This is a genomic window from Thermanaeromonas sp. C210 (genome assembly GCF_013167955.1).
Classification (GTDB): domain Bacteria; phylum Bacillota; class DSM-521; order Neomoorellales; family Neomoorellaceae; genus UBA12545.
The window spans coordinates 92,927-116,517 of the sequence record NZ_BLWF01000004.1; the positions used below are offsets into that span (position 1 = coordinate 92,927).

General features: G+C 55.5%; 25 protein-coding genes, 3 pseudogenes and 1 riboswitch. Of the genes and pseudogenes, 3 read left to right on the top strand and 25 right to left on the bottom strand.

Annotated elements, in window-relative coordinates; all coding sequences use genetic code 11:
• Positions 1–114 precede the first annotated feature (114 nt).
• Positions 115–505, top strand: a pseudogene (locus TAMC210_RS10735) (HD domain-containing protein); the annotation flags it as partial.
• Positions 506–534: 29 nt separating this feature from the next.
• On the opposite strand, the gene TAMC210_RS10740 reads toward TAMC210_RS10735, so the two are convergent.
• Genes TAMC210_RS10740 through TAMC210_RS10750 form a run of 3 tightly spaced genes read right to left on the bottom strand, consistent with a single transcriptional unit; the run spans position 535 to position 2,813 of the window.
• Positions 535–1,221: a DUF2225 domain-containing protein gene (locus TAMC210_RS10740; RefSeq protein WP_173298809.1), complete on the bottom strand. Its 687-nt coding sequence runs from the start codon at positions 1,219–1,221 to the stop codon at positions 535–537.
• Between the two features lie 17 nt (positions 1,222–1,238).
• A complete protein-coding gene (locus tag TAMC210_RS10745; RefSeq protein ID WP_173298810.1) occupies positions 1,239–2,018 on the bottom strand; it encodes an OmpA/MotB family protein in 780 nt (259 codons plus the stop codon).
• Positions 2,019–2,072: 54 nt separating this feature from the next.
• Positions 2,073–2,813, bottom strand: a complete 741-nt coding sequence (locus TAMC210_RS10750) for a flagellar motor protein (protein WP_173298811.1) — start codon at positions 2,811–2,813, stop codon at positions 2,073–2,075.
• A 276-nt stretch (positions 2,814–3,089) separates the two neighbouring features.
• Here TAMC210_RS10750 and TAMC210_RS10755 point away from each other — a divergent pair, with 276 nt between their 5' ends.
• Positions 3,090–4,802, top strand: a complete 1,713-nt coding sequence (locus tag TAMC210_RS10755; RefSeq protein WP_173297513.1) for an IS1634 family transposase — start codon at positions 3,090–3,092, stop codon at positions 4,800–4,802.
• 240 nt (positions 4,803–5,042) lie between these two features.
• Here the strand turns inward: TAMC210_RS10755 and TAMC210_RS10760 are convergent, their stop codons facing one another.
• The 3 genes from TAMC210_RS10760 to TAMC210_RS10770 form a co-directional block, all read right to left on the bottom strand.
• Complete coding sequence (locus TAMC210_RS10760; RefSeq protein ID WP_173298812.1) at positions 5,043–5,450, bottom strand: HEPN domain-containing protein; 408 nt, start codon at positions 5,448–5,450, stop codon at positions 5,043–5,045.
• A complete protein-coding gene (locus tag TAMC210_RS10765; protein ID WP_173298813.1) occupies positions 5,447–5,821 on the bottom strand; it encodes a nucleotidyltransferase domain-containing protein in 375 nt (124 codons plus the stop codon). The genes TAMC210_RS10760 and TAMC210_RS10765 overlap by 4 nt, the downstream gene beginning before the upstream one ends.
• A 70-nt stretch (positions 5,822–5,891) precedes the next feature.
• The gene (locus tag TAMC210_RS10770; protein WP_254388674.1) at positions 5,892–6,086 is read right to left on the bottom strand and encodes a DUF3854 domain-containing protein; all 195 of its coding nucleotides are present in this window, start codon (positions 6,084–6,086) and stop codon (positions 5,892–5,894) included.
• A 71-nt stretch (positions 6,087–6,157) separates the two neighbouring features.
• Between TAMC210_RS10770 and TAMC210_RS10775 the strand changes: the two are divergent.
• Positions 6,158–6,379: pseudogene (locus TAMC210_RS10775) on the top strand (hypothetical protein); the annotation flags it as partial.
• A gap of 373 nt (positions 6,380–6,752) precedes the next feature.
• Here TAMC210_RS10775 and TAMC210_RS10780 read toward each other — a convergent pair.
• From TAMC210_RS10780 to TAMC210_RS10870, 19 genes and pseudogenes are all read right to left on the bottom strand, one after another.
• Positions 6,753–7,157 (bottom strand): annotated as a pseudogene (locus tag TAMC210_RS10780) (ClpP family protease); the annotation flags it as partial.
• Positions 7,158–7,313: 156 nt separating this feature from the next.
• Positions 7,314–8,978, bottom strand: coding sequence for a ribonuclease J (locus TAMC210_RS10785; RefSeq protein WP_173298815.1), 1,665 nt, complete (start codon positions 8,976–8,978; stop codon positions 7,314–7,316).
• A 156-nt stretch (positions 8,979–9,134) separates the two neighbouring features.
• Positions 9,135–10,019, bottom strand: a complete 885-nt coding sequence (gene dapA, locus TAMC210_RS10790; protein WP_173298816.1) for a 4-hydroxy-tetrahydrodipicolinate synthase — start codon at positions 10,017–10,019, stop codon at positions 9,135–9,137.
• Positions 10,020–10,040: 21 nt separating this feature from the next.
• Entirely contained in the window at positions 10,041–11,246 is a 1,206-nt protein-coding gene (dapG, locus tag TAMC210_RS10795; RefSeq protein WP_173298817.1) for an aspartate kinase, read from the bottom strand.
• 17 nt (positions 11,247–11,263) lie between these two features.
• Positions 11,264–12,274, bottom strand: coding sequence for an aspartate-semialdehyde dehydrogenase (locus tag TAMC210_RS10800; RefSeq protein WP_173298818.1), 1,011 nt, complete (start codon positions 12,272–12,274; stop codon positions 11,264–11,266).
• A gap of 20 nt (positions 12,275–12,294) precedes the next feature.
• Complete coding sequence (locus tag TAMC210_RS10805; protein ID WP_173298819.1) at positions 12,295–12,903, bottom strand: dipicolinate synthase subunit B; 609 nt, start codon at positions 12,901–12,903, stop codon at positions 12,295–12,297.
• A gap of 23 nt (positions 12,904–12,926) precedes the next feature.
• Positions 12,927–13,820 (bottom strand): dipicolinate synthase subunit DpsA, encoded by an 894-nt coding sequence (dpsA, locus tag TAMC210_RS10810; RefSeq protein ID WP_173298820.1) that lies wholly within the window; start codon positions 13,818–13,820, stop codon positions 12,927–12,929.
• A 99-nt stretch (positions 13,821–13,919) separates the two neighbouring features.
• Complete coding sequence (dapB, locus tag TAMC210_RS10815) at positions 13,920–14,726, bottom strand: 4-hydroxy-tetrahydrodipicolinate reductase (RefSeq protein ID WP_173298821.1); 807 nt, start codon at positions 14,724–14,726, stop codon at positions 13,920–13,922.
• Positions 14,727–14,823: 97 nt separating this feature from the next.
• Positions 14,824–15,002, bottom strand: a riboswitch (Lysine riboswitch).
• A gap of 88 nt (positions 15,003–15,090) precedes the next feature.
• The gene (locus tag TAMC210_RS10820) at positions 15,091–15,321 is read right to left on the bottom strand and encodes a YlmC/YmxH family sporulation protein (RefSeq protein WP_254388675.1); all 231 of its coding nucleotides are present in this window, start codon (positions 15,319–15,321) and stop codon (positions 15,091–15,093) included.
• Between the two features lie 26 nt (positions 15,322–15,347).
• Positions 15,348–15,659: a hypothetical protein gene (locus tag TAMC210_RS10825; RefSeq protein WP_173298823.1), complete on the bottom strand. Its 312-nt coding sequence runs from the start codon at positions 15,657–15,659 to the stop codon at positions 15,348–15,350.
• Positions 15,660–15,695: 36 nt separating this feature from the next.
• Positions 15,696–15,875 carry an aspartyl-phosphate phosphatase Spo0E family protein gene (locus TAMC210_RS10830; protein WP_173298824.1) on the bottom strand — a complete coding sequence of 60 codons (180 nt, stop codon included), beginning with the start codon at positions 15,873–15,875 and terminating at the stop codon, positions 15,696–15,698.
• A 2-nt stretch (positions 15,876–15,877) separates the two neighbouring features.
• Positions 15,878–16,249 carry a dUTPase gene (locus TAMC210_RS10835; RefSeq protein ID WP_173298825.1) on the bottom strand — a complete coding sequence of 124 codons (372 nt, stop codon included), beginning with the start codon at positions 16,247–16,249 and terminating at the stop codon, positions 15,878–15,880.
• Positions 16,250–16,275: 26 nt separating this feature from the next.
• Positions 16,276–17,544: a M16 family metallopeptidase gene (locus TAMC210_RS10840; protein ID WP_173298826.1), complete on the bottom strand. Its 1,269-nt coding sequence runs from the start codon at positions 17,542–17,544 to the stop codon at positions 16,276–16,278.
• A gap of 23 nt (positions 17,545–17,567) precedes the next feature.
• On the bottom strand, positions 17,568–18,671 hold the full coding sequence (locus TAMC210_RS10845; protein ID WP_173298827.1) for a D-alanyl-D-alanine carboxypeptidase family protein: 1,104 nt from the start codon (positions 18,669–18,671) through the stop codon (positions 17,568–17,570).
• Between the two features lie 82 nt (positions 18,672–18,753).
• The gene (locus tag TAMC210_RS10850) at positions 18,754–19,464 is read right to left on the bottom strand and encodes a polysaccharide deacetylase family protein (protein ID WP_173298828.1); all 711 of its coding nucleotides are present in this window, start codon (positions 19,462–19,464) and stop codon (positions 18,754–18,756) included.
• Between the two features lie 82 nt (positions 19,465–19,546).
• A complete protein-coding gene (gene pnp, locus TAMC210_RS10855; RefSeq protein WP_173298829.1) occupies positions 19,547–21,766 on the bottom strand; it encodes a polyribonucleotide nucleotidyltransferase in 2,220 nt (739 codons plus the stop codon).
• A 162-nt stretch (positions 21,767–21,928) separates the two neighbouring features.
• Positions 21,929–22,198: a 30S ribosomal protein S15 gene (rpsO, locus tag TAMC210_RS10860; protein ID WP_173298830.1), complete on the bottom strand. Its 270-nt coding sequence runs from the start codon at positions 22,196–22,198 to the stop codon at positions 21,929–21,931.
• Between the two features lie 154 nt (positions 22,199–22,352).
• Complete coding sequence (locus TAMC210_RS10865) at positions 22,353–22,574, bottom strand: hypothetical protein (protein WP_173298831.1); 222 nt, start codon at positions 22,572–22,574, stop codon at positions 22,353–22,355.
• A 76-nt stretch (positions 22,575–22,650) separates the two neighbouring features.
• Entirely contained in the window at positions 22,651–23,580 is a 930-nt protein-coding gene (locus TAMC210_RS10870) for a bifunctional riboflavin kinase/FAD synthetase (protein WP_173298832.1), read from the bottom strand.
• Between the last annotated feature and the right edge of the window lie 11 nt (positions 23,581–23,591).

Here is a 23,591-nt window from a genome sequence, read left to right on the forward strand (position 1 = left end):
AGGAGTGTGCTGTTGTGCAAAGCGAGGATGCTCTAAAGCTTCTACATCAATATTTAAAATCAATATTTAAAGACACCCAACCTCATTAAGCATTCCTTGGCTGTGGAGGCTATTATGCGGGCCCTGGCCAGGCATTTTGGCGAAGATGAGGATAAATGGGGACTGGCCGGGCTCACCCATGATATAGATTTAAGAGGAAACTAAGGATAATCCCCAGCGCCATAGCCTGGTGGGCGGGGGGATTTCGGAGCGAGAAGGGCTGGACCCAGAGATCGTCTATGCTGTAAAAGCCCATAATGAAGCCCATGATCTTCACCGGAAGGCTCGCTTAAGCCGCGCATTGTACGCTAGCGATCCCTTAACTGGACTTATCGTGGCTGCTGCCCTCATCCGGCCGGAGAAGAAGCTTTCACCTGTGGATGTGCGATTTCTCCTCAACCGATATCATGAGAAATCCTTCGCCCGAGGGGCCAAGCGGGAACAGATAGCGTCCTGCCGGGAACTGAGGTGAATAAAAGGGGGCGGACACGCCCCTTATTGATTTTCCGACTTGTCTTCGGCGATCTTCTCCTTATAATACTCCCATATCTCCATGAGCAAGTTGCGCAGATAAGGCTCCAAGCTAGGTACGTGCAGGAGGCGGCTAAGCCACTGGCGGGCTACAACATAATTTCCCAGCCTCCCCTCTATTTCACCTATGAGGTAGAGCCACAGGTGGGCTTCCTCGGTCGTCTTGGTATCTTCCTGGGCGTAGGCTTCTTGATAAAGTTCGCTGGCCCGGCGGAGATAACGGTGCTCTTCCTTAGGTTCGTGGCTATAGCGGTAGAACCAGCCTAGCCTCAGGCAGAGGCTGGCGAGGAGGGAACTTTTTTCTTGATTTAGAGTGCCGGTTAGGTAAGCCAGCTTATATACTTTAATAGCCGTGGGTAAATCTCGCCGGCCAGTATAATCTTTGTACTTGATCTTTTTTATATATTGCTCTGTAATAAGTTCCCGCCGGTCCTTTTTCACCGGCCCGAAGTTCGCCGTAAAAGCATATCCGCAATGGGGACACACAGCCACATCATAAAAGTAAGGGTTTTCCCCCTCGAAATAGCCACAAAAATCGCTGTCGCGCCCTACCTGGCGTATAGAAATTAAGCGCACCTTCTTATTGGTAAATTTCTGCTGGCAGAAGAGGCATTGATAGCGCTTATCATATAGGGGTTCGAGTTTGGACATCTTTTAGCCAGCCCTTCCTAGGGTGAAGGAGACTTAGAATTAGAAGTAGGATTTTGGTTTGCGTTACCGGTTAGGAAAGGATTATGCTTATAGATAATAACATCCACGCGCCTGTTCTTTTTACGGTTTTCCTCGCTAGTATTGGGAAAGAGCGCGTGATATTCTCCATAACCTAAGGCTACAAAGCGGGTGGGATTTAGGCCTGCATTTTCCGTAAAGTAGCGTATTACAGTCGTAGCCCTGATAACCGAAAGCTCCCAGTTACTGAGGAACTGAATGGTATTAATAGGTAGATCGTCAGTAGAACCTACGACACCAACGTAGTTGGGTACCGTTTTTAAAAGGGCTGCGATTTTATCTAAAATAGGCAGGGCTTCTGGTCGTAGCTTGGCCTCTCCCTTATCGAAGAGGACGGACCCAGTAAAGCTTATTATAACTCCCTGCTCAGTTATGGTAATGTAAACTTCGTTTTTAAGTCCCTGCTCAGCGATGTATTCGCTTATCCCTGCGGCTAGAGTAGCGAGGGGGTCGCCGGGTTCCTCGAGCGGGACTACGGAGGAACCACCGCCTAGTTCAGGCAGAATCATTGCCGAACCCCCGGCAAAAATTTGGGCTAGGGCCTGGACAAGTTGCTGATAACGCACTGTATCTACCTTAGAAATGGCATACATTACGATGAAGAAAGCCATGAGGAGGGTAATCAGATCGGCGTAAGTCAAAAGCCAGCGCATGATACCGGCTGTTTCGTGGCCTCCACCATGGCCCTCATCCGGATCCATTTTATCCCAAGAACGCAACTAACACCCCTCCCCCCTCTATTCTTCCCGGCGCCGTTCGGGGGACGGCTTTTCCTAGAGTTTAAGTATTTCCAATTCCCGCCGGATAAGGCGCGGGTTTTTGCCCTGCACAATACCTAATACACCATCAAGTATTATCTGATTAGCTACCATTTCCTCTGCTGCTTTGGCTTTGAGCTTACCGGCAATGGGTAGCCACAAAATATTAGCGCTGGCGATTCCATAGAAGGTGGCCAGGAAGGCTACAGCGATGGACCCGGCGAGTTGATTCACATCGCTTATATTGCTTAGCACGTGTACTAGGCCCACTACAGTACCTATAATACCCATAGTGGGCGCATAACCACCGGCTGTCTCAAAGATAGCGGCTGCCTGTTTAGCTTGGCGCTGGCGTTGAATTATTTCATTTTCCATAACGCGGCGTATCTCTTCAGGATCTATTCCATCTACGGCGAATCCCAAGCCGTTCCTTAAGAAGGAATTTTCTTCTTGATTAGCGTGGGATTCTAAAGCTATGAGCCCTTCGCGTCTGGCTATTTCTGCTAAACGTACTAGATTATCGATTAACTCATCTATGTTGATTTCATCCCGAGTGAAGGCCTTAATCAAAAGGGCTGGAACACGCTGGATCTCCCGCATAGGGAAAGAGAACATGGTAGCCCCGATGGTACCACCTAAGATTATTACTAAGGCTGGCAGATTTAGCATTCCACTAAGGCTTATGCCTTCCATCAGTATGGCAACCAGAAGGGCAAGTACAGCTAGGGACAAACCGATGATGCTGGATATGTCCATGAAGCTTGCGGTGCAAAAAGGCTCCTAAAAAAGGGCCTGCACCTGTGTCACCTCCCGTGTAATCTCCCTGGCTTCCCACCAAGTTACCCATTTGTATTATATCGTCTTACCCGAGTTCGACAGTTGCTAGGCAAAAATGGGTGCTTTTTAGGTGAAGAAGCCTTATAAATCAAGGGTTTTCGGTTTCGGGGAAGTCCAAAAATGAAAAACTGTATAGGCACACGATTGAGAGTTTATCCCTTGATGATAAGGTAGTACATGGGCTATAATATAGACATGTACATACGAACTGTTTCCCGCAAGAACAAGGACGGCTCTGTTGTCCGTTATATTCAGCTGGCCCACAACGTCTGGGACCCTAAAGCCGGCTACCCGAAAGCTAAAGTACTCTACAACTTCGGCCGTGAAGAGGAGGTAGACCGGGAAGCCCTGGTCCGCCTGGTAAAGAGTATTACGCGTTTTTTGGGACCGGAAGAGGCTTTATGCACCCAGGCAGAGTTAAATGGCGGCACTCCCCTGAAATTCATCTCCAGCCGGCCTATGGGTGGCGTCTGGGTGTTAAACGAGCTCTGGAACCGGCTGGGTATCAACCGGGTTTTGGCCGGATTGCTGGCCAAACGTAAGTTCCAGGCGCCGGTCGAACGGGCCATTTTCGCTATGGTAGCCAACCGGGCTTTGAACCCAGCCAGTAAACTTAAGACCGAGGATTGGGTCAGCCACGATGTTTTCATTCCCGGCCTTGCGGAGGTGCCGGTGCAAAACCTTTACCGGGCCATGGACTTCTTACTGGAAGCTGCTGAAGAACTGCAAAAGGATATCTTCTTCTCCGTGGCCCACCTCTTTAACCTGGAAGTCGATCTCTTATACTTCGATACCACCTCAACCTACTTTGAAGTAGAGGAAGAGGATAATCCTGAAGATAACAAGCAGCACTTACGCCGTAAAGGCAACTTTAAGGACCACCGGCCGGATTTACCGCAAGCTGTAATAGGTCTGGCTGTCACGAGGGGAGGCCTACCGGTACGCTGCTGGGTCTGGCCGGGCAATACCGCCGACATGGCGGTAATCGAGCAAGTCAAAAAGGACCTGGTGGGCTGGCAACTGGGCCGGGTCATCACCGTTGTTGACCGCGGTTTTGCTTCGGAAGATAATCTCCGTTACCTCCAGCGCGCCGGCGGCCATTATATTGCCGGTGAAAAGATGCGCGGCGGCAAAGATACAGTGGCAGAGGCCCTGGCCCGGCCGGGCCGTTACAAAACCGTCAGAGATAACCTTGAAGTTAAAGAAGTTATTGTCGGCGACGGTGAAAAAAGGGTACGGTATATCCTGGTACGCAACCCTAAAGAAGCAGAAAAAGACAGACTGGAGCGTGAGGAAATCCTGGCCCGCCTCAAAGAAGAACTAAGGGCTATCGGGGACCTTAAAGGCGAACCCCATACCAAAGCCTGTTGTCAACTCATCGCCCACCCCACCTATGGCCGCTATCTCAAGACCGACAAGAAGGGTCAACCGTATGTCGATATGGCCAAGGTAAAAGCCGAAGAAAAGCTGGACGGCAAATACCTGTTAAGAACCTCTGACGATACCTTAAGTGCTGAAGACGTAGCCCTGGGATATAAGCAGCTTCTCGAAGTAGAAGACGCCTTCCGCACCATGAAGCAGTCGCTAGAGCTGCGGCCTATTTATCATCGTCTGAGCGACCGCATCCATGCCCACGTCCTCCTGTGCTGGCTAGGGCTGCTCCTAATCCGGGTAGCTGAAACGAAAGTGCAGGATAGCTGGCGGAACATCCGCCAGACCCTAGAACGCATGCACCTGGGCGAATTTGTTGGTCCTGAGGGCAGGGTCCTTCAAAGGACGGAAACAACCCCACCACAGCAGCATATCTTTAAGGCCCTCGGGATAAAGGAGCCGCCGCAAATAATCGCGGTTGAAATAAAAGGCCAAAAGCAGTCCCTAGTAACACGAGCTCAAAAAGCCGATCCCTGAAACCCTTGCGCAACAAGCTGTTGCGCTTATTATTCACCTAGTAACTGTCGAACTCGGGTTTACCTGGTCCCTGGAATCAGGAAAGCCTGCGCTGGCAGGCCTTCCTTTGTAATCCTGGTCCCGTATATATGGCCGCCAGGCCCTGGCCGAAGCCAGCGCCTGGTGGCGAAATAAAACGCCCGGCAGGGTTCCCTACCGGGTGCTTTGCTGCAATCAATTTACTTTCTACCGCTGGATAGATCAATCAGGACTCCGAATCTCTTTAACCACAAGAGTTTCAATCTGATCGACAAAAGATTTTACTTCATCAAACCAGGTAGCAACAATATCGGCTTCAAATTTGACCAGGTCGGCATAATCAGCTTTCTGGCGGGCATCGAACAGTCTGTTATATAATGTTCCGGCCGAAGGGTTAACCAAACCAGCTTTTACGATCTTCTGATGGAAAAGCGAACGGATACCTGAATGTTTGGCTGACCAGTAACCCTGGGCAAGGAGAATGGCAGAAACAGCGTAGAAACAAGCATAATATAACCGGTTAACGGAAGTACATATATGGCCTTCTGAAAAAAGCAATTCCGCCTCAGTTATAGCTTCTTTAGCGCGTTCCATCCTGTATAGGACTAACCGTTCAATTTCTTCTTTCACAGAACTATCCCCTCACGTTTTACGTTCTGGGTGAAAGGCATAGCCTGGTATAGAGGGGAATTCCACTCCTGTTCGCTAAAAACCGCTATAGACAAAGCTGCTCCTGTCTCTAACTCCAGCGGATAAAGTTTCTCGCGAATCGCATCTTCCAGGTGCCAATTAACAGGTCCTTTCGTAAGGATTAGTACATCATAGTCCGAATCGGCTTCGGCATCACCACGAGCCCTGGAGCCATATAATATTACTGTCGCACCTGGAACAACTTCGCGAATAAGATCACGACAGCGTTCTAACAAGCGTTGTTCCTCATCGTCTGGGTAGTGGCGAATGACTCGGTAGCTTATCTGACTGCTCTTGTCCTCAACGGCCACGTTAGTAATCACCCCTGCCACTATTATACACTATGGCCACAACTGCATACCAGTATTTTCAAACTTTAGGTCACGTGGTCAAAATTGTTGTTAATTCCAACCTGGCCACCAGGGCATTGTCTATCCCTTTTTCCTCCTTAGACCTGGCTTCCCAAACCGTCTCCCGCACCGTTATGCCCATTTTGCTCAATTCTGCCGCCAGCATTCTTTTGGCGGTGGCTACCGTCTTGTTGCTCTTATAGTCCATATCGTAGGCTATCACCACATTGCTCAAAAGCCTTCAGGATGTCCTCGGGAAGAGCATCATCGAAATCGGGTGCCAGTGTGATTACGGCTAAGCTGATCAAGGTCCTCCAGGGGCTGGTTGACGCCGCCAACACCGTCATCGTCATCGAGCACAACTTAGACGTCATTAAGTGCGCCGACTGGATCATCGACCTGGGTCCCGAGGGCGGTGAAGCCGGTGGGGAGGTGATCGCTGAGGGCACGCCGGAGCAGGTGGCCGCGGTCGAGAAATCGCATACCGGTCGATTCCTCCGGCCTTTATTGCGACGCTGAGGAAGAGAGGCAGACCAACATATTCGCCGAAGAACTCCTTATCCCCTTTTCGTTTCTCAGGAGAGTACTGGCGTCAGGCTTGATCAGGTCAGTACACCAGCTCATGTCATTTTCCACGTCTCCAGGGAGGCGCTAGAAATCGCGCTCAAGCGTCACCTCACGCCCTATCAGATACTCCGGCTGACAAACGTCCCTCCAATACCTATTTCCTTTATTGAGTTCATGGGAAAGAAAGTAACAGTGCCCGTCAGATGCCCCCACTGTTTAGGTCAGGGCTTTAACTTATATCCTGTCCGGCAATTGGTAGAGGAACCTGAGGATGTTATTCAGGTGTTGGGCAAACGGACGGAGTAGAATATATTCGCTACTTAGGCGCGATGGGCACCCCTATGCTGTGTCCACCCCCCAGGACCAGGGATACAACGGGTTTGGACATGCTCACCAGCATTTCGGCTATGGCGAGGCCCGCTTCTACATCACCGCCGACGGTATTCAACACCACCAACAGGCCCTTGATGTCCCGGTCCTGTTCCACGGCTACCAGCTGGGGAAGGACGTGCTCGTACTTAGTGGCCTTATTCTGGGGTGGTAGAACCAGATGGCCCTCTATCTGCCCCACGATGGGCAGACAATGAATCTCGCTCTTAACTTCCGGGACGGTCGTCTGCCCCAGCTCGCGAATATTTTCCAGCTTCCTGTTGGCCGGGCGAGCCGTCACCTGTCTCCTCTGGCCGTTGGGCTCTTCTTTAGAGGGGGGCTGTAGCGGTTGGTCTTGCATTTGGCCTACCTCCGATAACAAATTTAAACTCCTCCCTTTTAGTATGGGAGCCGGCAGGTACAAAAATACGACCGGGGCAAGGTGCCTTTACTGGCGGGCCGAAAAAGTAGGCCTGGACCCGCGCAGGACGGGTTCAGGCCTCAGAGCCGAAGTAGATTAAACTTCCATGATAATGGGCAGGATCATGGGGCGGCGCCGGGTCTTTTCATACAAGAACTTACTAAGAATATCCCTTATATTGGCCTTGATGGTCGACCAGTCGGTGATTTTCCGTTCCTCGCACCTTTCCAAAACCTGCCGGACCCTGGCCTTGGCTTCCTCGAGGAGTTCCTCGGCCTCCCGCACATAGACGAAGCCCCGCGAAACAATATCGGGACCGGCCAGGATGGTTCCCGTATCCTTGTTAAGGGTCAAGACCACAATGAGGATGCCGTCCTGGGCCAGCTGCCTACGGTCCCGCAAAACGATATTGCCGACATCCCCCACTCCCAGGCCGTCTACCAGAATTCGGCCGGCGGGAACCCGGCCGGCCACCTGGCCCTTGTCCCGGCTAAATTCCAGAACCTGGCCGTTCTCGGCCACGAATATATTTTCCTCCGGAATACCGAGCTCCTGGGCTAGGCGGGCGTGTTTAATGAGCATACGGTACTCGCCGTGGACGGGAACAAAGAACCGGGGTTTGACCAGGCTGATCATAAGTTTCAACTCTTCCTGGTTGGCGTGACCGGAAACGTGGATCCCGGCCACCGCTTCGTGGTAAACATCCGCTCCCTGCTTAAAGAGGTGGTCCACGGTGCGGGCCACCAGCTTTTCGTTTCCTGGTATAGGGAGGGCGGAAATAATCACCGTATCACCGGGCACTATTTCCACTTGCCGGTGCTCTCCCATGGCTATCCGGAACAGAGCCGACATGGGCTCTCCCTGGCTGCCGGTAGATATGATAACCGAACGATTCTTGGGAAGATGAATGAGCTCATCAAGTTCCACCAGCGTTCCCGGCGGTATATTTAGATATCCCAGCTCAGCGGCGATGTTCACCACGTTTACCATGCTGCGGCCCACGATGGCCACCTTGCGGTTGTACTTATGGGCGATGGAAATAACCTGCTGCACCCGGTGAATATTCGAAGCAAAGCTGGTAACTAAGACCCGGCCTTTGGCCTGGCGAATAACCTCGTCGATGGTATTACCTACCGTGCGCTCCGACATGGTAAAACCGGGTCGTTCCACGTTAGTGCTGTCCGAAAGGAGCACCAGGACGCCCTGCTCCCCCAGTTTGGCGAACTTGTAAAAATCAAAGACCTCCCCGTCGATGGGGGTGTGGTCGATCTTGAAATCCCCCGTGTGGACTATAGTGCCCACCGGAGTATGCACGGCCAGACCCACAGAGTCTGCTATGCTGTGACTAACCCGCAGGAACTCGACACGGAAGGGGCCAAGCTTCAAGGTATCCCGGGGTTTCACCTGGTGCAGGCGAACGCTGGTTAATCCGTACTCCTTCAGTTTAGCCTGGATAAGGGCCAATGTCAGCTTAGTGCCGTATACTGGAACATTGATCTCCCGCAGAACATAGGGTAGCGCCCCGATGTGGTCTTCATGGCCATGGGTCACGATAATGCCCTTTATCATGTGCCGGTTCTCGAGCAAATAAGTGATATCCGGTATGACCACATCAACGCCGAACATTTCATCCTCCGGAAAAATCAAACCGCAGTCGATGACCAAAATGCTGTTGCCGTACCGTATAACCAGCATATTTTTGCCGATCTCCCCGAGGCCGCCCAGGGGAATTAGAGATACTCTTTGCTCGTTTTCGCCCATCAATCCACCTCCGTTTGTCATTTTGACCAATAAAAAACCGGGCGTTTACTGCCGGCCCGGTTTGTATACACCGCTCAACACCAGCTGTATATTATTATAGCCTATTTCTGCCCATACAGCAACCGCTGCACCGCCATTACCTACCACTTTCTTCCTTCAGGAAAGAAGCCCCGCAGACCGGAGGGCCTGAGTTATTTTTTCCTTTTCGGCCGCCGTCGCCTCTACCAGAGGCAGGCGTACCGGACCCGCAGGCAGGCCCAGCATGTTGAGGGCCGCCTTGACGGGGACGGGGTTGGTAGTAACGAACAGGGCCTTGAAGACGGGGAAAAGCTCCTGGTGAATGGCTGCCGCCTCAGCGGTATTACCCTGGACGTAGGCCCGGACCATGGCCTGCATGCGCTCTCCTACCACATGGGCGGCCACGCTGACAATGCCGTACCCCCCCACGGACATTAGGGGGAGGGTCAGGGAGTCATCCCCGCTGTAGACCAAAAAGCCTTCCGGGGCATTCCGCAAAATGGTCGTCACCTGGTCCAGGTCCCCGCTGGACTCCTTTACGGCCACAACATTATCGATGGCCGCCAGTTTCAAAGTAGTGTCAGCCTCCATGTTGCGCCCGGTCCGGGAAGGAATGTTGTAGAGGATAATAGGCAGGGAAGTGGCCTCGGCCACGGCCTTGAAGTGCCGGTATAGACCTTCCTGGGACGGCCGGTTATAGTAGGGGACCACCAGCATCAGACCGTCCACGCCCACTTTCTCGGCCTCCCGGGAAAGTTCAATGCTGGCGGAGGTAGAATTACCCCCTGTGCCGGCAATGACTACCGCCCTGTCCCCTACCGCCTCCTTTACCGCTGCGAAGAGGGCTATCTTTTCCTCATGGGTCAAAGTCGGCGATTCCCCCGTGGTGCCGGCGACCACCAGGCCGTCGCTGCCATGCTCCACCAGGTGGGAAGCCAACTTCCTGGCTCCCTCGAGATCCAGCTCCCCGGTCTGCTTAAAGGGGGTCACCATGGCTGTGAGAATGCGGCCCCACTTTACCAAGGACTATCACCTCCGCAATTTCTAGGCGCTGAGTTTAAACTGGCGGTGAAGGGCCCGCACAGCTTTCTCCATGTGGGCTTCGTCTACGAGGCACCAGATGGACGTGTAAGAGTCGGCGGATTGTAATATGGCAACCTCTTCCTGGGCCAAGGCCGTAACGATGGCCGCCATAACCCCCGGAACCCCGCGCATGCCGGCGCCGACGGCAGCCACCTTGGCACAATTAGGGCGCACTTCAACGTCAAACCCCTGTTCCCTTAACGAAGCCAGCGCCCGCTCGGCCACCTTGTTGCTCACCGTGAAGATAGCTTCATCCGGGAAGAGGTTGATAAAATCGACACTTATCCCTTCGGACGCGAGATGGCAAAACAGATCCCTGGCCTTCTTTTCTCCGGTCAGCTTAACCCGGAGCTGAGTTAATCCTCCAACGTTGGTAATGCCCGTGATCAGCCGGTCGCCGCCAATGCGGGTGCCCCCGAAAACCGCCTGGGAGGCCACCACCAGGGTGCCCGGGTCATCGTTAAAGGTGGAGCGGATGCGCAGGGGTATGTTTTTCTCCCGGGCAATTTCTACGGCCCGGGGGTGAATCACCCTGGCCCCTTCGTAGGCCAGCTGGCACAACTCGTTATAGGTGACGGTCCGCAGGGTCTTGGCATCTTCCACAATATGTGGATCGGCGGTCTTGAGGCCATCCACGTCGGTAAAGATTTCTACCGCTTCTGCCTCCAGGGCCACCCCCAGGGCGGCTGCGGTGGTATCGCTCCCACCCCGGCCCAGGGTGGTAATCTCCCCCTCTGCCGAAACTCCCTGGAAGCCGGCCACCACTACCACCCGGCCCGCCTCCAGCTCCCGGCGGACGCGCTGCGGCTCCACCCGGATGATGCGGGCATCGCCGAAATGGCCGTCGGTAATAATACCCGCCTGGGCCCCGGTCAGGCATACGGCCGGTAAGCCCGCCTCCTTAAGGGCCCCTACCAGCACTACACCAGATATGATCTCGCCGCAAGAAAGAAGCAGGTCTTTTTCCCTTTCACCCACCTCCTGACCCGCAATTAAGTCCAGCAGCGTATCAGTGGCATAGGGCGCGCCCCGCCTTCCCATGGCGGAAACCACTACTACCACGCTGTAGCCTGCCTGCCGCGCCTTGAGGACTTGCTGTACTACCCTTTGGCGGTCTTCGGCCTTCGCCACGGAAGAACCGCCGAACTTTTGTACGAGGACCCGCAAGGGATCTCACCTCGCTTTTACAGAAGGCCCTCCCGGAGCAGAACCTCGGCTATCTGCACAGCGTTGGTGGCCGCTCCCTTACGCAGGTTGTCGGCCACAACCCACAGACTTAAACCGCTCTCCACCGAAATATCTTCGCGAATGCGGCCTACAAAAACTTCATCCCTGCCAGAGGCGTGGACGGCCAGGGGATAGGCCTTGGCCTGAGGATCATCTACCACTACTATCCCCGGCGCCCGGCTTAGGATTTCCCTGGCTTCCTCCGCCGTCAGTTTCCTCTCGGTTTCCACGGTAACTGCTTCCGAGTGGCCGTTGAAGACCGGTACTCGCACTGTGGTAGCGGTGACCCTAATGCTGGGGTCTCCCATGATTTTCTGGGTTTCGTAGACCATTTTCATTTCCTCTTTGGTATAGCCGTTCTCCAGGAATACATCAATATGGGGTAGGCAGTTGAAGGCAATCTGATGGGGAAAAACGGCGCCCCGAACTTCCTTTTCTCCCTTCAGGACCTGCCGGGACTGCTGCCGGAGTTCCTCTATGGCCTCCTGGCCGGCCCCGGAAACCGCCTGGTAGGTAGCCACCACCACGCGTTTGATGCGCGCCGCGTCGTGGAGGGGCTTGAGAGCCACCACCATCTGGATGGTGGAGCAATTGGGATTCGCAATAATCCCTTTATGCCACCGGACGTCCTGGGGGTTTACCTCCGGCACTACCAGGGGGACTTCGGGGTCCAGGCGGAAGGTGCTGCTGTTGTCAATGACTACTGCCCCGCGGGCTGTGGCTTCGCGGGCAAAAAGTTTGCTGGCTTCTCCGCCGGCAAAAAGGGCCAAATCGACTCCCTCAAAGGAAGCCGGCGTCGTCTCTTCCACGGTATAGTCCTGGTCTTTAAATCTTACCGTGTTCCCCGCCGACCGGCTGGTAGCGAGTACTTTCAATCTTCCAACCGGAAAGTTCCTCTCGGCCAGCACTTGCAGTATAGTCTGCCCCACCGCACCGGTGCCTACAACTGCTACGTTGAGTTGGCGCATGCTCTGGCTATCCCTCCAAACTATGATGTTTTGGCCACCCCCTTGGCAGGAGCCAGTAAGAGGGGCTGCAGCTGCTTCCCTGCCAGGGCGGCTACAACAGTATCCACTATTAAACTCATATCGGCGATCAGAGAATTAGCCTTCTTAAAGGGATCATCCTGCCCAAAGGGCACCCAATAAATGTTCTTAGCATTTAGGAGCAGGCCCAGATTCTTCGCATTTGCGCTGAGGCCGTCGTTGGTGGAGATGGCTATCACCACCGGCCGCTGGTTGCGCAGTACTGCTTTAGCAGCCATCAAAACCGGAGAGTCCGTGATCCCATTGGCCAGCTTAGCCAGGGTATTCCCGGTACAGGGAGCGATCACCAGCACGTCCAGAAGCTTCTGGGGTCCAATGGGTTCTGCTTCGACGATGGTCGTGATGGCCGGGCGGCCTGCCAGGCGCTCAAGCTCCCCCTGCCAAAAGGCGGCCGTCCCGTAACGGGTATCTGTTTCCTTTACTGACCAGGATAGAATAGGGAAGACTTCGGCCCCTTCCTCTACCAATTTCTTAATTTCCGGAACAACCTTCTCCAGAGTGCAGTAAGACCCGGTAACGGCAAACCCTACTTTTTTCCCAATCAGTCGCATTGCCACGCACCTCCGGGTAGGGGTTACAGTCGTTCCAGGCCATCTAAGATGAAGCGGGGATACAGCCGGGCCAGAATCTCGCCGGCCGTTTGAGGGGCTACCTTGCCGGGTAACCCGGGAGCCAGTACGGCCCTTCTTCCCAGTTTCTGGGCCGCAGCAAAATCCGTTCCTCCCGGCGCGCTGGCCAGATCGATGATGAGGCACTGGGGTGAGGCGGCAGCCAGAACTTCTTCCGTCAGCACAGGGGCCGGCACGGTATTGAACACCACCTGTGCCCAGCCGATGGCCGTGGGAAGTTCCTCGAAGGAAATGGCCCTCCAGCCCAGGGCCAGGGCGCGCGCCCGGTCGGCTGCTCCCCGGTCCACCACCGTAACCCTGGCTCCCATTCCGGCCAGCATATGGGCCAAGGTTAAACCCGTTCGTCCTAATCCCAAGACGAAGGCCTCGCTGCCGTGGAGGGTGACGGGCATCTCCTGGAGAGCCATCATGATGGCCCCCTCGGCCGTGGGAACCGAGTTAAGGATAGCCATTTCATCCCTTTCGGCCGTCTCTACCAGCTTCCAACCCTTTTCCCGGGCCACCTTCTTCAGTACCGGCCGGGCTACACCCACCAGCACGAGGGTTCCGGGTGCTACCTCGTCCACCCAGCCTTCATCGAGCCGGAAGGTATGACCGGTAAGCGTCCCCTTGATGACGCCCCTCTCATCTGCGCCGGGCACCGGAAGAATGAGGACATCTGCCTGGCGGACGGCATTGCTCGCCTCCTTAAACAGGAGGCAATCCTTAAGTTCCGGTAACGGCGGATATCCCGCCACCCGTACCTCGGCTCCCAGGCGAACCAGTTCCTGCAGGAGGATTATTTCCCGGGCGTCGCCGCCCAGTAGGGCTATCTTTATCCCCGCCAGCATCTTACCCATGCCGGAACGACCTCCTGCTTGCTGACACCTTGTTACTTGCAATATATGTGCGAGCAAGACCGGAGGTGCTTATCTGGGGCCCTATTAGACCCGCGCCTGCTATAGGTCCAGGAGCTTTTCGAGGCCGAAGACCACCCCCCTTAAATGCAGGACTTTTTCAATGGCCAGCAGCAACCCCGGCAGAAAGGCCTCCCGGCTGATGGTGTCATGCCGGATGGTCAGCAGCTGGCCGCAGCCGCCGAAGATAACTTCCTGGTGGGCCACGGCCCCGGGCAGCCTAAGACTATGCACGTGGAAGCCCTTATAGGTGCCGCCCCGCACACCCTTTAACCTTTCCGGGAACCTCCTTCCCGTTACCCCTTCCTGCCCCTGGGCTTCGGCCATCAATTCGGCCGTCTTGAGGGCGGTTCCCGAAGGGGCATCCCGTTTTTCTTCATGGTGCATTTCGATAATCTCCGCCTGGGGGAAATAGCGGACGGCCAGTTGGGCAAAATGCATCATTAACACGGCCCCTAAAGCGAAGTTGGGTGCCACTACTGCGCCCAGCCCTTTTTCTTCGCAGAGGATATGTAGCTCCTCTAAATCCTCCCTGGATATTCCCGTGGTCCCGATCACCGGTCGCACCCCGTGTTCCACAGCCACGCGGGCATTATGCAGGGCGGCCTCGGCCACCGTAAAATCTACCAGTACCTGGGGCCGGGTCACCTCCAGGGTGGCCGCCAGGTCAGAAGTTATGGAAACTCCAGCCGGTGTACAGCCGCTTAAGGTGCCGATATCAGTGCCTGTTTTCACCACGTCGACGGCGCCCACCACTTCTATGCGAGGGGAAGCAAGAAGTCCTCTGACCATCTCCCTCCCCATCTTACCAGCTGCCCCGGTAATTACTACCCTTATTTTGTCACCCAAACTTCTTCACCTCTTATAAAAAATAGGGGAAAACCATGAGCATTCTTGCTCCGGTCCTCCCCGGATGGACGAAGAATACTCATCTCGCTGAGTGATCCGTGCGAGGAGCGCTCCACTACCCCGTCTAGGTAGTGACAGTCTGGTACTTGTTCAGCACCAGCCCAGCAGCAGGGCCCGGGAAACCCGGCTGCTTCGGCGGCCAGCCCTTTCCCGTCCCTTCCTCGCTTCCCAGGCTCCAGGGCGGTACTCATGCTATGCCGCGCCTCTACCCCGCTCCGCACGAGATGAGGCTTTTTGGCTCGTTATTTGTTATTATGCTAGCACAAACCTTCGAAGCCTGTCAATGACCTCAAAACTAAAGAATTCAATACTGAAACTCAACCGTAATGATTTCCGCTCCTACTTTGCGGACGGCCGACCAGGGTATCACCAGTTCTTGCCTCCGGCCCCACAAAGCCGCCAGGCCCCTTTCCCCTGGCAATACCAGGGCATTGATTTGGCCCGTCTCCAGGTCAATAATGAGGTCGCCCTCTTTAAGGAAACCCAGCCGCGAGCCGTCATGTATGTTAATGATTTCCTTGCCCCTTAACTCCATCAACCGCACCTTCTCACCTCCTGCCTTTAACGCCGCGGCCGCCAGGATAAGAGAAGGGGCTGGAGAAGGGCGACGGTGAGGGCTAGCAGGGCTAAGGGATCCACCTGCCAACCGCCTACGCTGACGGTTTCCGGCAGGCTCAACTTAAGAAAACTTACCAGCATAATCAAGGACAAATAAATACCACCGGCCACCGCCACCAATTCGGCTAGGGCCCGCGAAGCAGGGCTGGGTACTCCTTCAACGTTCCCCGTTAACCGGTAACGCCGCACTTTGGCCCTTAAGGCTAAGTAAAAGAGTAGTAGCAGGATGCAGAGGGTTGTTATCTGGCCCCCCATAACTTCCACCCCCGCTAAAACATATGGGGGCGGGAATTATTCTATTACTTTTACTCCTTCCCTCTGCAGCCGCGTGTATCTGACTACCAGATCGTCCAGCCTGCGGCTCAAATCCGCCACTTCCCTACTATCCATTGGAACACCCCGGCCGATAAGGGCCTCCAGTTGTTGCCTTAATCTTTCTATCTCCTGGGCCATGTTCTCCGCAGCATCCATTGTTACCCGTCCTCGCTCCCCGGGGCATAACCTTCCCGGGAGGATAGGCCCCTCTGCCGCCGGAAATTCTCCTCGTTCTTGGCCACATACGCCTGGTAGAGGTCTTCGGCGCTAAGCCCGGCCTTCAGGCACATACTGATAAAAAAATGGAGTATGTCCACCAACTCATCCTTTACGGCCTCGGAATTAAGGGGCCGGGGCACCTTCCACCACTTAAAATTGACTTCTTCCAATAGCTCTCCCAGCTCCACCATAATGGCCAGCACTTCCTTCTGAATCCACTCTGAAAAGCTCATTTCCGGCAGCCGGTGGCCGGCCCTTATTTCCTCATCCAGTTGGGCCTGGAGTAGAAACATATGTTCAAGACGGTCCACTATTTCTCCCCTCCCTTCTCACCCTCCTACAGCCCGGCTTGTACCGCCATGGACTGCAAATCCAGGTCGTCGTCTAAGGCAGGACCCAGGGTGGTAAGGGATAGCCGCTGGGGGGAAAATAACTGCCGGGCCACCCTTTGCACGTCGTCCACGGTGACCTCGCTGAGCCGCTCAATGGTTTCTTCCACTGTAATAACCCGGCCCAGGCACAGCTCGGTCCTGCCCAGGCGGCTCATGCGCTGACTCACATTCTCCTGCCCCAACAGCAGGTTGCCCCGGATCTGGTCCTTGGTACGCTTCAACTCGGCTTCGGTGACCCCCTTCTGTTTAATGAGGGCCATCTGCTCTAAAATCAGCCGAATAACTTCCAGGGCGCCTTCCGGGCTGGTTCCAGCGTAAACGGTGAACAGACCGCTGTCTGAATATCCGGCATGATAGGAGTAAACAGAGTAGGCCAGGGCCCTGTCCTCCCGGACCAGCTGGAACAACCGGGAGCTTACGCCTCCACCTAAGATGTTATTAAGGGCCTGCAATACATAGATGTCCGGGTGGTCCTGGGCCAAGCCGGGCACACCCAGACATATCTGGATTTGCCCGGTTTCCTTAACATTGACACTTACTGCAGCCCTTTCCTCCGGAGCGCGGCAGGGAACCCCCCCTTCGCCCAGGGGCCGGCGGCCGAAGGCCTCAGCAAGCTTGTCCTCCAAATCCCGGGTCTTAAAGTTCCCCGCCGCGGCCAAGACGATGCGCCCACCCTGGTAGTGTTCCCGGTAATATCCGCAGATCCCTTCGCGCTGCAGTTCCTGAATGGAGCTATAGGTCCCCAAAATGGCCCTCCCCAAGGGGTGGCCCGGCCACACGGTTTGGGCGAAAAGGTCATGGACTATTTCATCCGGTGAGTCCTCGTACATCTTTATCTCTTCCAGGATAACCTTTTTCTCTTTAGCTATATCCTCGGGGTCGAAACGGGCATTGAAGAACATATCGCTCAATACGTCTATGGCCAAGTCCAGGTATTCGGCTAGCACCCGGGTATAGAAACAGGTATATTCCTTGGTAGTAAAGGCGTTGAGCACTCCTCCTACCGACTCCAGGGCCTCGGCTATCTCCCTGGCGTTCCTCCTATGGGTTCCCTTAAAGAGAAGGTGTTCCAGAAAGTGGGACACCCCGTGGTTCTCATCCGTTTCGTGACGCGAACCTGCCCCCACCCAGATCCCGAGAGCTACGGAATGGACATAGGGCATTTCTTCGGTTACGACACGGATACCGTTAGGTAGAATTGTTTTGCAATACATCCCGGTCCTCCCCGTCTGGTCTTTTAATTTGGCCCCTTCAGGAAGCGGGATAACCACGACTCCGCCTGGATCTCCCGAGCCGCCACCAGAGGCGCAGAAGCAACCTCCTCTCCCCGGTACAGGAGCTGTATGGTGCCCACTACTTGTCCCTTCCGTACCGGTGCTTTAACGGCCCGGGGCAAAAGAACTCTTTTCTCCAGCCCCTCCATGTCCTCCACCGGCACCGTCCAGGCAACGTCCGAGGAAGATACTACTGGCAACTCCTGCGGCCGCCCGTTGGGGACGTAAATGGTTCCGACCCTTTGGCCGGCCTGCACCAGTTCCAGGTGAAAGGCATTAAAGCCGTAGTCCAGCAAACGGCTAGCATCCTCGTACCGATCCCAGCTCCGGAGCACCACGGCTATGAGCTGGCGGCCTTCCCTGGTAGCCGAGGCCACCAGGCACTGACCCGCCTCTTCGGTGGTACCCGTCTTGACCCCGTCGGCCCCGGGGTAAGAGGTCAGGAGGCGGTTGGTATTGTACAGTAGACGCTTCTGGTCGGGGGAACCGTTAATTTCGTCCTCCCGGGTGGCCACAATCCGTCGGAACACGGGATGTTGCAGGGCGTATCGGCTCATCACCGCCAGATCGTAGGCCGTGCTGTAATGATTGTCGGCCGGAAGCCCGTTGGGGTTGACGAAATGGCTGCGGTAGGCCCCTATCAGGCGGCTTTTGCGGTTCATCATCCAGGCAAAGGTCTCTTCCGAGCCCGCCAGGTGTTCCGCAATGGCTACCGTGGCGTCATTGCCGGAATTCATGAGGGCGCCTTTAATAAGGTCTCCCAACCTCCAGGTGGTGCCCGCCACCAAATCGATGCTGGCCCCCGGCGTAGTCGCCGCATATTTGCTTACCGTTACCTCGGCGTCCAGCCTACCGAGCTCCAGGGCCAAAACGGCCGTCAGGATCTTGGTAGTACTGGCAGGCGGCCTTTCTGCATGGGCATTCTTGGAATAGAGGAACTGTCCCGTCCTGGCCTCCATGAGGGCCGCCCACGGAGCGCTGATTAGGGGCTCTTCCGCTCCGAAAGCGGCACGGGGCAAGCTTAAACACAAAAAAAGCCAGGGCAAAACCCTTAACCACCGAAACATGTTTTTCCTCCTCGCACCAGCCTTATAAATGTATTATGTTCGAGGAGGAGAGCCGGTATTAATGTTCCGCTAAAAACCTTCCTCAAAGAATCTCAGAAACCGTGGCTAGCTCATAACCCCGCTTCCGGAGCTGGTTAATGATCTCTCCCAGCGCTTCGGCAGTGGGGCGGGTTGGGTGCAACAGAACAATGGCCCCGTTCTGACTGTGGGAAACCACTATTTTGATGATATCCTCCGCCGCGGTCCCCGGCAAGTAGTCTCCCGTGTTGACCGTCCACATGATAAACTTGTACCCCAGGTCGGCTGCGGCGGCGACAACGTGGGGCTTACTTTCACCGTACGGCGGAGCATAAAGGGCCGGTCGGCGTCCCGTGAGGTCCGCCAGCACTCCTTCGGCCTTCCTTATGTCTTCGCGATTTTCTTCGCGGCTTAAGTTATCTACGTGCTGATGGCTGTATCCGTGGTTGCCGATCTCATGGCCTTCCCGGGCCATCTGCCTGACTAGGTCCGGGAATTTAACGGCCCACTGGCCCGTCACGAAAAATGTAGCCCTCGCCTGGTTGCGGGAAAGGGTTTGTAATATGTCGGGCAAAAATTCTTCTCCCCAGTCCACATTAAAGGCCAGGGCGACGGCTTTTTTGTTAACGTCACCCTGGTAGATGGGCTGCACTTTAAATACCGGGGCATCCTCTCCCTGCACCCAACGCCAGGCCATCATACCGATAAACACCGCGGCGAGAACCGCGGCCAGGAAAATCCACACGCGCCTCCGCCGCCAGTAGAGCACATACATACAGCCGTCACCACCCGCCGAACTGTCTTACCAAAAATATATGCCCTACCGGCGCAGATTATCGTAAAAATGTTGGAAGAGATTAGCGGCTCCTCCGCTCCCGGCCGTACCGGCGAGAAGGCTGCCGTCCCGGCGTACTGCCGTCTTCCAGGGTACGCAGGGCCTCCTTGCGCGAAAGTTTGAGCCGACCCTGGGGATCGAAGCCGATGGCTTTGACGAGGATCTCGTCTCCTTCCTTAACCACTTCCTCCACCCGGCCTACCCGGCCTTCGGCCAGCTGAGAAATATGGACCAGGCCCTCCTTGCCGGGCATTCCCAGTACTCCGGGGATTACTTCCACGAAGGCCCCGAAGTCGGTCACCCTGGTTACCCGGCCGCTGTATATTTTGCCCACTTCTACATCCCTGGTCAGGGCTTCGATTATTTGCAGGGCCCGCTCTCCGGCTTTGGGATCGGTAGCGGCGATGAAGACCCGCCCGTCATCCTCAATATCGATTTCCACGCCCGTTTCCTCAATAATCTTCTTGATAACCTTGCCTCCCGGGCCTATAATATCCCGGATCTTATCGGTGTCCACCACCGTGGTAAGCATACGCGGAGCATAGGGAGAAAGTTCTTTCCGCGGCTCCGGCAGTACCTCCATCATCTTAGCCAGAATGTACAGGCGAGCCTGCCGTGCCTGTTCCAAGGCCCGGGTAAGGATAGAACGGTCGATGCCGGGAATCTTGATATCCATTTGGAGGGCGGTTATTCCCCTGGCAGTACCCGCCACTTTGAAGTCCATATCCCCCAGGGCATCTTCGATACCCTGAATATCGGTCAAGACGGCTACTTTATCGCCATCCTTAACCAAGCCCATGGCTACCCCGGCCACCGGCGCCTTAATGGGCACCCCGGCATCCATCAACGCCAGGGTACTGCCGCAGACGCTAGCCATAGAGGTGGACCCATTGGAGCTCAACACCTCGGATACCAGGCGAATGGCATAGGGAAATTCCTCTTCCGGCGGTATCATGGGCTCGAGGGCCCGCTCGGCCAGGGCTCCATGGCCGATCTCCCGCCGTCCCGGAGCCCGGATAGGCCGAGCCTCGCCTACCGAATAGGGCGGAAAATTATAATGGTGCATATAACGTTTAGATTCTTCTACTCCCAGGTCGTCAAGGATCTGCTCATCACTGATGGAACCCAAAGTGGCCACGGTAAGCACCTGGGTTTCTCCCCTGGTGAACAGGGCGGAGCCATGGGTACGGGCCAGGACGCTCACTTCGCAGGTTATAGGTCGAATATCTTCCGGTCCCCGGCCGTCTACCCGCCGGCCTTCCTCCAGGATGAGCTTGCGGACGATTTCCTTTTCCACCTGGGTGACCACATCTCCCACCAGTTTGGCCACCTCGGGCTGTTCCTCCGCCACCTCGCTGTAGGAGGCCAGCACTTCCTCTACGATAGCGTCTTTACAGGCCTTGAACTGCTTTTCCCGCTCCTGCTTGTTCCACCTTTCCTGGATGCCCCGGCGGATGATTTCCTGCAACCGGGGAGCCGCCAATTCCCTGGTCCTCTCCTCTATTTCCGGCAACAACTCGACAACAGTTACTTCTTGTTTTTCTTTAGCCAGGCCCAGGGCCCTGGCTTCCTCGTGGAATTCCTGGATAAAGGCGACGATGCGCTTGATCTCCTCATGACCGGCCATGATGCACTCCAGCAGCAGGTCTTCGGGCACCTCGTGGGCCCCGGCCTCCACCATCATGATGGCTTCGGCCGTCCCGGCGACCACCAGGTGGAGCTGACTCTCTTCGTCCTGCTGGAGGGTAGGGTTAATGATAGGTTGGCCTCCGATAAGGCCCACGGCTACGGCGCCGATGGGTCCGTTAAAGGGGATATCGGAAAGGGTCAAGGCTGCCGAGGCGCCTATAATCCCCGCCACGTTGGGCGGGCAGTCCTGGTCCACGGACAGGACCGTGGCCACCACGTGCACGTCACGGCGGTAGGTTTTGGGGAAGAGCGGTCGAATGGGACGGTCGATTAAGCGGCTGGAAAGTATAGCCTTTTCACTGGGTTTGCCCTCCCGCTTAATAAAGCCGCCCGGGATCTTTCCCGCAGCATAAAGCCGTTCCTCATAATCCACCGTAAGTGGGAAAAAATCTATGCCTTCCCTCGGTTCGGCCGACGCCGTGGCAGTAACTAAAACCATAGTTCCCCCGTACTGTACCAAAACGGCGCCGCCCGCCTGTCTGGCCAGGCGGCCGGTTTCTAAAACCAGCTCCCGCCCGGCCAGGGGAAGGGCTTTGCGCAGTACCTCCTGCATTCCTTTTCTTGTTCCTCCTCTGCTCTATCCTCAATAAGCTAGTATTTCTTCGACATTTATCATAGTATTTCCTGCTTTTGCAGGGCTTAAATCCCGCCCCCGGCCGATATATTAATGATATATTAAAAAGGAGCGGCTTCCCGCTCCCTTTTTCCCCTTCTCTTAATGCCTCAGGCCCAGGGCTTCTACTACCCGGCGGTATCTCTCAACATCATTCTCCCGCAGGTAGTTGAGCAGTCGCCGGCGCTGGCCCACCATCTTAAAAAGCCCCCTGCGGGAATGATGGTCCTTCCGGTGGACCTTTAGATGCTCCGTCAGGGAATTAATGCGCTCCGTTAAGAGGGCGATCTGTACTTCGGGCGAACCCGTGTCGTTTTCGTGTTGCTGAAAGCGCTTGATGATTTCCTGCTTCTTTTCTTTTTCCAAAGCCACGGCGCCTTTCACCTCCTTCTCCCATCCTATCCCCAGCAGGCCAAGAAAGGCGTCGGAGGCTCGCCTTTCCTTGCCACAGGTTCATCTTTTATCCTTACAAGTAAAGATTATAGTCTACCGGAACCCTGCTTGCAACTTTATTGTGATAGGTAAGCTACTTGCCTATAACGGTTATTACAATCCTTCCAGCCGGTACATCTTTGACGACCAAATCAAAGAGTCTCCCCGACGCAGCCATGAAGCCCCTAAACCGAGTGGCCACTGCGATTCGGCCGGGAAGCTGGCGGGCGGCAGAAACGATGTCCGCCGTGAGTATGCCCTCCTGGCGCAGCTCTCTCAATCGTTTCCGGGCATGGGAAGTAATGATTACCCGCACTGCTACCAGCTCCTGCTTCCCTGTTGACCAAAAGTTAGGGCTCCAGTATTATCTTACGTCAGGGACCAAGAGCTGGTTACGCCTGCAGGAGCTCCCGGGCTAATCTTACATCCCGCTCGATCTGGGCTATCAGCTCCTCCTTACGGGCAAAGGCCTGCTCAGGCCGCAAGAAGGCCCTGAGCTCCAGACGGACTTGACCACCGTAAAGATCGCCGGAGAAATCCAGTAAGTAAACCTCCACCGTCGGCGAAAAACCCTTTCCGAAAGTGGGCCTTTGTCCTATGTTAGCCACACCGGAGCGCCAGGTGCCGTCGGGCAACAACATGCGGCAGGCATATACACCGTATGCGGGAAGCCTTATCTCCCCCGGCACCGCTATGTTGGCCGTGGGAAAGCCCAGGGTACGTCCCCGCCCGTCCCCCTTTACCACCCTTCCCGCCAGGGTGGGCCAGTAGCCGAGCATGTCACGGGCCAGGCCGATCTCGCCGGCCGCCAGGGCCTCCCTTACGGCTGTGCTGCTCACTATTCGCTCCCCTATTTTTACCGGCGGCAGAACAACTACCTCAAACCCCATTTCCGACCCCAGGGCTTCCAGTAAACCGGGATTACCCCTCGCACCCCGGCCAAAGGAATAATTAAAACCCACCGCCACCAGGGAAGGCCTGAAGGACGGCCACAGGAGATCCTTTACAAAGTCTTCCGGCGGCAAGGCGGCCAGGGAGGACGAAAAGGGCAGAAAATACAGGTAATCCACTCCCAGGCCCGCGATCAGCTCTTCCTTCTGGCTCTGGGTAGTTAAGAGGTCGGGAGACGCGCCCGGCGCCAGAACGGCCGCAGGGTGGGGATCGAAGGTCAGCACTACGGAGGCCCTCCCCCTTTCCCTAGCCTTTTCCACCGCGAGCCCTATGAGGGCCCGGTGTCCCCGGTGAACGCCGTCGAAGTTGCCCAGGGCCAGACAGCACCCCTTTACCGCGGTCGTTTCCTCAATTCCATAGTAAACCTTCATTACTTATTCCG

Coding starts and splice junctions, on each gene's coding strand:
- TAMC210_RS10740 (WP_173298809.1), bottom strand. CDS start 1,221: ATGTCCAAACTCGAACCCCTATATGATAAGCGCTATCAATGCCTCTTC.
- TAMC210_RS10750 (WP_173298811.1), bottom strand. CDS start 2,813: ATGGACATATCCAGCATCATCGGTTTGTCCCTAGCTGTACTTGCCCTT.
- TAMC210_RS10755 (WP_173297513.1), top strand. CDS start 3,090: ATGTACATACGAACTGTTTCCCGCAAGAACAAGGACGGCTCTGTTGTC.
- TAMC210_RS10785 (WP_173298815.1), bottom strand. CDS start 8,978: ATGGGCGAAAACGAGCAAAGAGTATCTCTAATTCCCCTGGGCGGCCTC.
- TAMC210_RS10800 (WP_173298818.1), bottom strand. CDS start 12,274: ATGCGCCAACTCAACGTAGCAGTTGTAGGCACCGGTGCGGTGGGGCAG.
- TAMC210_RS10805 (WP_173298819.1), bottom strand. CDS start 12,903: ATGCGACTGATTGGGAAAAAAGTAGGGTTTGCCGTTACCGGGTCTTAC.
- dpsA (WP_173298820.1), bottom strand. CDS start 13,820: ATGGGTAAGATGCTGGCGGGGATAAAGATAGCCCTACTGGGCGGCGAC.
- TAMC210_RS10820 (WP_254388675.1), bottom strand. CDS start 15,321: ATGGAGTTAAGGGGCAAGGAAATCATTAACATACATGACGGCTCGCGG.
- TAMC210_RS10825 (WP_173298823.1), bottom strand. CDS start 15,659: ATGGGGGGCCAGATAACAACCCTCTGCATCCTGCTACTACTCTTTTAC.
- TAMC210_RS10830 (WP_173298824.1), bottom strand. CDS start 15,875: ATGGATGCTGCGGAGAACATGGCCCAGGAGATAGAAAGATTAAGGCAA.
- TAMC210_RS10840 (WP_173298826.1), bottom strand. CDS start 17,544: ATGTATTGCAAAACAATTCTACCTAACGGTATCCGTGTCGTAACCGAA.
- TAMC210_RS10845 (WP_173298827.1), bottom strand. CDS start 18,671: ATGTTTCGGTGGTTAAGGGTTTTGCCCTGGCTTTTTTTGTGTTTAAGC.
- TAMC210_RS10850 (WP_173298828.1), bottom strand. CDS start 19,464: ATGTATGTGCTCTACTGGCGGCGGAGGCGCGTGTGGATTTTCCTGGCC.
- pnp (WP_173298829.1), bottom strand. CDS start 21,766: ATGCAGGAGGTACTGCGCAAAGCCCTTCCCCTGGCCGGGCGGGAGCTG.
- TAMC210_RS10870 (WP_173298832.1), bottom strand. CDS start 23,580: ATGAAGGTTTACTATGGAATTGAGGAAACGACCGCGGTAAAGGGGTGC.